At 44.0% G+C, this 8,722-nt stretch carries 10 protein-coding genes; 7 read left to right on the forward strand and 3 right to left on the reverse strand.

All coding sequences use genetic code 11. The features are described from left to right. Nucleotides 1–2: 2 nt before the first annotated feature. Nucleotides 3–770 carry an ABC transporter ATP-binding protein gene (locus C161_RS04825; RefSeq protein ID WP_036668511.1) on the forward strand — a complete coding sequence of 256 codons (768 nt, stop codon included), beginning with the start codon at nucleotides 3–5 and terminating at the stop codon, nucleotides 768–770. A 144-nt stretch (nucleotides 771–914) separates the two neighbouring features. On the opposite strand, the gene C161_RS04830 is transcribed toward C161_RS04825, so the two are convergent. Beyond that, on the reverse strand, nucleotides 915–1,547 hold the full coding sequence (locus C161_RS04830; RefSeq protein WP_051449587.1) for a DUF421 domain-containing protein: 633 nt from the start codon (nucleotides 1,545–1,547) through the stop codon (nucleotides 915–917). A gap of 154 nt (nucleotides 1,548–1,701) precedes the next feature. Between C161_RS04830 and rnhA the strand changes: the two genes are divergently transcribed. The 5 genes from rnhA to C161_RS04855 all read left to right on the forward strand — a co-directional run bounded on the left by rnhA (nucleotide 1,702) and on the right by C161_RS04855 (nucleotide 6,167). Beyond that, nucleotides 1,702–2,355: a ribonuclease H gene (gene rnhA / locus C161_RS04835; RefSeq protein ID WP_036668512.1), complete on the forward strand. Its 654-nt coding sequence runs from the start codon at nucleotides 1,702–1,704 to the stop codon at nucleotides 2,353–2,355. 332 nt (nucleotides 2,356–2,687) lie between these two features. Beyond that, a complete protein-coding gene (locus tag C161_RS04840; RefSeq protein WP_036668513.1) occupies nucleotides 2,688–3,557 on the forward strand; it encodes an alpha/beta fold hydrolase in 870 nt (289 codons plus the stop codon). Nucleotides 3,558–3,856: 299 nt separating this feature from the next. Continuing rightward, nucleotides 3,857–4,846, forward strand: coding sequence for a serine/threonine protein kinase (locus tag C161_RS04845; protein ID WP_036668514.1), 990 nt, complete (start codon nucleotides 3,857–3,859; stop codon nucleotides 4,844–4,846). Nucleotides 4,847–5,155: 309 nt separating this feature from the next. Next, nucleotides 5,156–5,596 (forward strand): Imm48 family immunity protein, encoded by a 441-nt coding sequence (gene imm48, locus C161_RS04850; RefSeq protein WP_051449588.1) that lies wholly within the window; start codon nucleotides 5,156–5,158, stop codon nucleotides 5,594–5,596. A gap of 31 nt (nucleotides 5,597–5,627) precedes the next feature. After that, nucleotides 5,628–6,167: an RNA 2'-phosphotransferase gene (locus C161_RS04855; RefSeq protein ID WP_036668583.1), complete on the forward strand. Its 540-nt coding sequence runs from the start codon at nucleotides 5,628–5,630 to the stop codon at nucleotides 6,165–6,167. 200 nt (nucleotides 6,168–6,367) lie between these two features. Here C161_RS04855 and C161_RS04860 read toward each other — a convergent pair whose 3' ends face one another. Continuing rightward, on the reverse strand, nucleotides 6,368–7,225 hold the full coding sequence (locus tag C161_RS04860; RefSeq protein ID WP_036668515.1) for an SDR family oxidoreductase: 858 nt from the start codon (nucleotides 7,223–7,225) through the stop codon (nucleotides 6,368–6,370). A 110-nt stretch (nucleotides 7,226–7,335) separates the two neighbouring features. After that, entirely contained in the window at nucleotides 7,336–7,761 is a 426-nt protein-coding gene (locus C161_RS04865; RefSeq protein WP_036668516.1) for an Rrf2 family transcriptional regulator, read from the reverse strand. A 423-nt stretch (nucleotides 7,762–8,184) separates the two neighbouring features. Between C161_RS04865 and C161_RS04870 the strand changes: the two genes are divergently transcribed. Further along, on the forward strand, nucleotides 8,185–8,661 hold the full coding sequence (locus tag C161_RS04870) for a DUF6790 family protein (RefSeq protein WP_026080959.1): 477 nt from the start codon (nucleotides 8,185–8,187) through the stop codon (nucleotides 8,659–8,661). Nucleotides 8,662–8,722 lie beyond the last annotated feature (61 nt).

Raw genomic sequence — 8,722 nt, forward strand, 5'->3', positions numbered from 1 at the left:
ACATGAAGCTGAACGTAGAAAATGTATCCATCTCTGTGCTGAACACGGACATCATCAAGGATATTTCATTGCAGGTGAACGGTAAACAGTTCGTCGGACTGATCGGACCCAATGGTTGTGGCAAGTCAACACTGCTCAAGAGCATTTATAAAGTGATCAAACCGCAGCAAGGTAAGGTTTTTCTGGACAATACCGATATTCTCAAATCCAGTCCAAAGCTTGTTTCCAGACACATGGGCGTTGTTGGCCAGTTTAATGAATTGAGTTTTGATTTTACAGTACGCGAGATGGTCATGATGGGCCGTACCCCACACAAAAAAATGCTGGAGACGGATAATGAACGGGATCATGAAATCGTAGAGCAGGCTTTGGAAAAAGTACATCTGACTGGACATGCAGACCGCAATTACGTGTCTCTGTCTGGTGGGGAGAAACAGCGTGTCGTCTTGGCGCGTGTCTTGGCACAGCAACCCCAATTCCTGATCTTGGACGAGCCGACGAACCATCTGGACATCAAATACCAGCTACAAATTCTAAATATTGTCCGTGGACTCGGCATTGGTGTATTGGCAGCGCTGCATGATCTCGAACTCGCCGCAGAATATTGCGATTATCTCTATGTGGTGAAAAAGGGCCAGATTGTGGTCCATGGCAAACCGGCTGATATTCTGACTCGCGAGATGATTGGTGAGGTATTTGATGTCGATTGTGAAATCTATACAAATCCAGTTACGGGCGGCTTAGGCATTGCTTACCTGAGTACACGTTGATTGGGGCTATATCTTTGTTTGGATGACGTGGAGAAATCTTTCGAAATAATCAATTGAAGTGAAAATAGACCGTGCCTGTTGGAGCGATGTTGTTGAGTGCTCACAAGGCCGGTCTTTTGTTTTTTAGGTGGGGGTAGGGATCAACTATTGAAGCTTGGGATCAACGGGATGAGCATGAGCACCTTTACTTACTTCTTGGAAGATATCTGAGGAGTTATCGCTATGCGTTGAAGAATTGTTGCTGTTGTCTTGTTGTGGGTGTTCTCCCGTTGCTGGACCACTGCCTGTAATCGCATAACTTCGTAAGATCTCTTCCAGATCTCCAATCGTCACAGGACGAGCATGTCGTTTCAGGACATAACCAAGTTGACCATTGGGTTCCACCGTTGCCGTCTCCAGATCGTCTACTCTTGTAATTCCGTGCTGTCGCATATGCATCTCAAGCTGATCCATCGTATAACGCATACGTTTCAGATTCGCTATAATGACCTTTCCGTCCTCTACCACGATTTTGGAACTGCCACTCATTAACCGTTCAAAAATATTAAATTTCAATTGCAGTTGTTCCACTACAAGCAATGTCAAAATGAATACCGATGCTGATCCAATCGCTTTGCCAAGCTCATGATTTGCGATGGGTTGTACAATCGTTGTTCCGATGGAGATCATGATGACCGTTGTGGCGACACTCATCTGTGAGATCGACTTGCGTCCTGCAATTCGCAGCAGAATCATGCCGATAAGTACAAGTAAAACAGATTTCCATATCCAGTCCATACGTATATTCCTTTCTATTCCAGTATGCGCTTTGTTTCTTAGACTGTTCTGGAGTTGGAGGAATTATGCAGATGGCCAAATCCATAGCTTTCATTCCGCCCACCAGATCGTTTACAATAGGGTATTGATGAAGTGAACAAAGGAGCGGGTTACAGTGGCAAAACAGAAATATTATGTTGTCTGGGAAGGCAAGAAGCCGGGTGTGTATAACACATGGGCAGATTGCAAAGCGCAGACGGATCATTATACTGGAGCAAAATATAAATCCTATGAGTCCAAAGCAGCCGCAGAAGAAGCGTATCGTGCTGGCTGGAAAGGGAACTGGGGTTCAAGTGCAGGCGGAGCGTCGAAGACAAAGTCGGCTGGTAGCGGAAGAAGTGCTGGCATGGAAACGTCAGAGGAAGTGGATTACGACAGCGTCTCTGTTGATGTGGGCACACGTGGTAACCCCGGACCTGTAGAATACAAAGGAGTAGACACCCGCACCGGTGAGGTTATTTTCTCCGTCGGACCGATCTCCAAAGGCACGAACAATCTGGGCGAATTTTTGGCCATTGTACATGCCCTTGCACATCTGAAAAAAGAAGGCAGTACCAAAACGGTGTATACCGACTCGGTCAATGCCATGAAATGGCTAAAGCAGAAAAAAGTAGCCACGACATTAGCACGGGACAACTCCACGGAAGAGATCTGGCTGATGATTGATCGTGCGGAGCAGTGGCTCCAGACGAATACGTACAGCAATAAAGTGCTAAAATGGCAGACCAAGCAGTGGGGCGAAATCAAGGCGGATTACGGCCGGAAGTAAGTATTTATCCGTATCAATTTCATAATACCTGTAGCTGCTTCACTCAAGGCTAGATATAGATCAAAGCGGTTTAATTTGTCTATATCTAGTCACAAAAATCCATTTTTAGTGAGTTATAAAATTGATTTAACCAAAGGATGCCTCCTTTATTTCTGGTCTATTAGAATCGTTATTTACAATTTCCAGTTTCCGCTCTATAATCATCTGAATATGATTAGTTAAACATATGGAGGAGCCTGTCATCTGCAGGCCCTCTTTATCTTTTTGGTCCACTGATTAGCAAGTCCATTCAATAGAATGGGGTATTTGAGTATATATTGCAGGAGGCAGACATGAGTTCCATTTATAGAAGTGAAGAAGGCAAGAGCAGCATACTTGAAGAGTATGAGATTTATTTGAACGAGTTGGGTGAGAAATTTACTCGGGAGTATGTAGAGACGCGTTTTGGAAAGACGCATGTTTTACTGACGGGTCCTCTAGATGGTAAGCCGTTATTTATTCTCCAGGGCGGTAATTGTGTGAATCCGATGACATTGTCATGGTTCTCTTCTTTATTTAAAGAATACCGGATTATAGCTCCTGATACGATTGGTCATCCTGGTTATAGTGAGGAAGCGAGTATTTCGACACGGTTTGATAGCTTGGCATTATGGGTATCGGATCTGTTAGATCACTATGATATTGAAAAGAGTGCATTTATCGGTCCATCGTTTGGAGGAGGCATTATCCTCAGACTAGCTACCTATATTCCGGAACGCATCTCGTGTGCCGTATTGGTTGCTCCTGCGGGTCTTGCGGTCAATTCCAAAATTAAAACAGCTCAGGATATCACGCTGCCACTCGTCAAGTATCGTATGACGTCTTCACCATCTTCTTTGCAAAAAATTACGGACAACATGTCATGCAACTGCATGAAAGAAATGGATAAAAACATTATCGGCAAACTTTTTAAATACGTCAGCATAGATCAGGATCTGCCCAAGCTTACGGAGCGGGAAGAACTGGTGAACTACACGTCACCAACCTTGTTATTGGTGGGGGAGAAGGATGTCTTTTTCCCAGCGGATAAGTGTATTGAGCGAGCTCAAAAGATTATTACGAATGTAGAAGCCATCAAGTATGATACAGGACATTTTCCTTCACAGGACGTATTGGTTCAGATGAACGAGGAAATCGGGCGTTTTTTACAGAATAATTATTAATAAAAGCTGTAAATGAAGGATGAGAAATGTTATTCTCCAGTTTAATAAAGTAATTACATCCATCTGTCGATACTCTATATAAGAGAATGCTTTTCTTCTATAGAGTAGTGTGGATAGGGATTAGCAATATATCGCAGAAGGCTTGATATCATTAATATTTAAATATTTCGCGTTAAGGTGTTTCAAATTGCATCATTTGGTTTATATGTATAGTTGGCGATGAATTGCTGACTGGTTAAACCAAGTGATGCATTTACGCGGAAAGTCTTCCGATCGACAAGGTTGAAAAGAGGTCTGTTATGAGAAAAGACAATTGCAAAATGGCATTGCAGCGCAATGTGATTATAAATGATACATATCAGGTAAGACAGGTATTAGCCAGCAGTGAGTTGGCTATTGTATATGCAGGGCGAGATCGTAATACAGGTGCCAAAGTAGCCATTAAGGAATTTTTCCCACAGAGACTCGCTGAACGTCAGGCAGACAAGCGGAGAGTATTCTGTTCTTCACGAGGATATGGTGGGCAATATCAGGAGTTACTGGCTGCATTTCTGCTCGAAGGTGAACTGTTATCGAAACTGGACCATCCTCATATTGTTTCGTATTTGGATCATTTTGAAGCGAATGATACGGGGTATCTGGTTATGGAATACTGCACGGGAATCACATTGACCGAGTATTTGAATGAACATAATCATGCTCTTGATGCTGCCTTCATAACGGAGACGCTGCTTCCACTGGTGGATACATTGGATTACATACATAAGCAAGGCATTCTTCACCGGGATGTGAAACCTTCCAACATTATGGTTATGGAGGATGGTACACCCAAACTTCTGGACTTTGGCTCAGCTACCCGTTGGCCTATGCAATCCGGAGAGAAACAGGTGATATTTACATCGGCAGGTTATTCTCCACTGGAGTTTTATTCGGAGAAATCCAGTCAGGGACCGATGTCGGACATCTATAGTTTGGCGGCTCTGCTCCATTATTGGACATGCGGGCAACCCCCTATGGACGTGAAACAGCGGTTGTTCCAGGATGAATTGCCATCTGTTCGCTCACATAATGAGTATGTGAATCCTTGGCTCGCTCGTGTTATTCATTGGGGGTTGACGGTTCGTTCTGAGAAACGCTGTGCCTCTTTAGCTTGGGTCAGAAGCTCGCTGCGAGTTCAAGCTTGGGTATGGAAAGTGCGCAAGCCAGGTACAGTGGAATGGTCTTTAGCCGAGAATGAACATACACAGGTCTATGAAGTGGAGTCGAAAAAGCAACATGAGATGGCTTGAGTTATAACACCTCTTTTATAAAATGGTATGCTAGATGAGCATATTCGTACAATAAATTAAACCAAGTCGACTTATAAAAGAGGAGATTTGGTTTTTTTGTTATTTATTATGTTATAGGGAATCGGATGTAATTGAATGACGTTATATTTTATAGAGTTCGTCTCGAAGTTAGCCAGACGATAAATCATGCCGTGATTAACAGCTCCACCTATAGATAGAATTTGAAACGAACACCCCAACTCCGATACAATGTTCTCATAGAGTCTAAGAGAATGGATCAAATACGGTGCAGAAATGGAGAAAACCAATATGACTGAATTTATCAACGCTGACGATATTAATGACGTAATTCTGGCTGCGGCAGCAAACGAGTTGGAGCAGATGGTGGACAAAATGTGTGAGCTGATTGGCATGCCTTTGGAACAGACAACAGAACTGGAGCGTCAGGTCATGGCTGCTTTTGGTTTTGGCGCGGTGTATGGCATCACTCATCGGGATCAGCTGGCGGAGCCGCAGGCCCATGCCTTGAGCATTCGGATGCTGATTAAACCGTTTAATTACAGTGAACAGCAGGCGGTTGATTTTGCCGATGATCTGATTCGGGTGGCTTCCGATCGTGAGGTTCATCCGGTGATGAATACGATTATTCATCGTGGGATTGATGGACACCGCCAATTCAATCAGGAAGACGATGAAGGATTGGAACGTAACATTCAGGAGATTTTAACCGCGGTTCAATCGCAAAAATAGACGGTTTTATTAGATGTGGGAGATGATTGCATTGGATCTGATGAAATTAAGCAAGGAACTCTCATACGCTCTGCGACATGCACCATGGGAGTATGAGCTGGAACTGGACGAAGAGGGTTGGGTGGAAATCTCGCAATTGCTGGTGGCTTTACATGAAAGTCCGTACTGGAAGGAAGTCACGCCAGCCGATCTGGAGCAGATGATTGAAGCCTCGGAGAAAAAGAGACATGAAATCCGTTCTGGCCGCATCCGGGCATTGTATGGACATTCGACACCTCATAAGATATCGAAAATATCTGCTGAGCCACCGGAAACCCTGTACCATGGGACCCCGGCACGCGCAGTGCATTCTATTATGGAACATGGCTTACAGCCACGGCAAAGGCAATATGTACATCTGTCCGCAGATATCGATACGGCCAATCAGGTGGGACGAAGACGGGATGATCAGCCTGTCATTTTGAAAATCAATGCTGCTCAAGCGGCCACAGACGGAATCCTCTTTTATCATGGAAACGAAAATATCTGGCTGGCTGATCACATTCCTGCACGTTATATTCTTGAGCAGTGAGCAGTGACTGGTGAGCAATGAGTGATGAACTGTTGTGGAAAGCATAAATACCTATCTCAAATTGCAGCAGTCGCAATCAACGGGTGAGTATACGGGCATCCGTTCAACGGTTATATCGTTGTATTGATCGTTAGCTCACCAAACCAAAAAAAGGGACGCATCCAACATTTGTTGGTGTGTCCCTTTCTCATATTCAAAACTTACTTGCCTACAATTGCTTTAATACTTTCGCTAAGTGGCTGAGCCGGACGGCCAAGCAATTTCTCTAAAGTATCACTTTCTACAGCCAGTGCGCCTTCACGGATGGCACTTTGCATATCAACAAGCATCGATACGACAAAGTCCGGTAGACCTGCACCTTTCATGATGTCAGCGTAAGCGGCATCGTCCACGTTTTGCACGTTGATTTCCTGCCCAAGCACTTCACCAACAATGGCAGCCAGTTCAGCTTGCGTGCGTAGTTTGCCGGACAATTCATATACGGTATTCTCATGTCCTTCGCCTGCGAGTACAGCTGCTGCAGCATGGGCGTAGTCACTGCGGGTAGCCCAGCCTACTTGGCTGTTGTTGGTGGCATGAACCCAAGGTGCACCTTGGGTAGCTGCTTGCACACTGCCTGCTTCATTTTCCAGGTACCAGTTGTTGCGCAGGAAGGAATACGGAATGCCGGATTCACGAATAGCTTTTTCTGTAGCGCGGTGAACTTCCGCCAGGGAAAGGGTATTTTTCTCTGCATTCACAACGCTTGTATAAGCGATGAAACCCACGCCTGCGTTCTTGGCAGCGTCAATGGCAGCCTGATGTTGGCGAATACGCGTTTCATTGTCACCATCAGTTGAGATGAGCAACAGACGGTCTACACCGGCAAAAGCTTTCTCCAACGTCTCCGGTTGATCGAAATCACCATGACGCACGTCAACCCCTTGAGTGCGGAGTGCTTCCGCTTTCTCTGGATTACGTACACTTACTGCCACATCCTTGGCAGAATTGTTTTTCAACAATGCCTCTACAACCAGTGAACCCAAATGACCTGTGGCGCCAGTAACCAAAATTTTCATTTTCTTTTCCTCCTAGGATATGTGTTTTGTTTGCATATGGATGTAATCAAAATTGTTATAACAGGTGTGATTACAACGAAAGGGTTAAAAAAAGCTCATTATGAGCTTTTTTATTCAGAGACATGAATCTGATCCATCATCTGTTGTATGGTTACACGATTCAAGCGCTGTTCCATGGCTGTCTGAGCCTCAATGAGTTCGGCACGCAAGGTGTGTTCAATCATGTTGCCGACCGGACATTTCGGATTCGGATGTTTGTGAAAGTTAAACAATTCCCCATCCTCCACCACCTCAAGCGCTCGATATACATCAAGAAGGGTAATGTCGGCTGGATCTTTCAACAAGGAAGCACCACCCACACCGGGTCTGACGTCAATCAGTCCAGCCTGTTTCAGCTTGGACATAATCCGCCGAATAATCACGGGATTTGTATTCACACTCTGCGCGATCACATCTCCGGTGCATTCATTGGGCATAACAGCGATCAGGGACAGGGTATGAACCGCAATGGAAAAGCGACTGCTGATTTGTCTCATGGGATAATCACCACCGTTGTAACTATAATAGTTACAAAGAGATCGGATGTCAATTCCTTTATATTATATTTTAATGGATAGTTGCTGTTGTTCTGTAATCGTAGATGATCAAACAGATGATAATTGAACTATCAGCTATGTCAAATAAATGAGTTGTGGTTCTTTTGATGCGTTAAAAAAGAAGTAGGTTTCAAACCTTTTAATGTAATAATAGGGCTAAATTCCTATTATTTTCAAGTTAAATGGAACTATATGGTTTTCTTGTTTGCGTACAGAAGAAGAAAAATGACAAAAGCTTCGACAAACTAGAAAATTATGTATGAATTGACAAATGTAAAAGCGATTATATAATGTGTTTAACTACAAGATTGTACATTTAGTTACAAATGATTCCAAATAACAAACGGCGGGAGTGGGACAGGCATGTGGTTTTTGGTTCTATGGTTGTTAGGTCTAATTTCAGGGGGAGTACACCTATATGTGTTAGGTTTTCCCGGGGAAATGAGCGAGATTAGCAGGGTGTTGCTGCTTCATCAGTTTGTGGTTACGTTTGGATTGGTTGGAGTGATTGGTTATGTTGTCAACATTGCCAGAGCGGATCAAACAGCCAAAATGTTAGGATGGCCTGGTGGACCATTTCAGGTTAAATACGGTTTTTCCCAGGTAGGGCTTGGAGTTATGGGGATTATGGCCATTTGGTTCCAAGGGAACTTTTGGGTTGGTGTATTGGTAACGATGTACATATACGGATTAAGTGGTCTTTGGTCACATACTTATGTCATGATTAAAAATCGCAAGGCAGATGGAGACAGTATCGGGAATCTCATTATGGATGTGGTGTATCAAACGTTTATCACGGTTCTCTCCGTATTGGCTGGTGGAATCTGGGTAATGCACTAAGCTGTAACTGATTTTTTGCCTTACACAGCTTGAATCTCAATTAAACGATGAGGTGTGGTCG

The sequence above is a fragment of the Paenibacillus sp. FSL R5-192 genome (genome assembly GCF_000517845.1).
Classification (GTDB): Bacteria; Bacillota; Bacilli; order Paenibacillales; family Paenibacillaceae; genus Paenibacillus; species Paenibacillus amylolyticus.

Coding starts and splice junctions, on each gene's coding strand:
- C161_RS04825 (WP_036668511.1), top strand. CDS start 3: ATGAAGCTGAACGTAGAAAATGTATCCATCTCTGTGCTGAACACGGAC.
- C161_RS04830 (WP_051449587.1), bottom strand. CDS start 1,547: ATGGACTGGATATGGAAATCTGTTTTACTTGTACTTATCGGCATGATT.
- C161_RS04840 (WP_036668513.1), top strand. CDS start 2,688: ATGAGTTCCATTTATAGAAGTGAAGAAGGCAAGAGCAGCATACTTGAA.
- C161_RS04845 (WP_036668514.1), top strand. CDS start 3,857: ATGAGAAAAGACAATTGCAAAATGGCATTGCAGCGCAATGTGATTATA.
- imm48 (WP_051449588.1), top strand. CDS start 5,156: ATGACTGAATTTATCAACGCTGACGATATTAATGACGTAATTCTGGCT.
- C161_RS04860 (WP_036668515.1), bottom strand. CDS start 7,225: ATGAAAATTTTGGTTACTGGCGCCACAGGTCATTTGGGTTCACTGGTT.
- C161_RS04865 (WP_036668516.1), bottom strand. CDS start 7,761: ATGAGACAAATCAGCAGTCGCTTTTCCATTGCGGTTCATACCCTGTCC.
- C161_RS04870 (WP_026080959.1), top strand. CDS start 8,185: ATGTGGTTTTTGGTTCTATGGTTGTTAGGTCTAATTTCAGGGGGAGTA.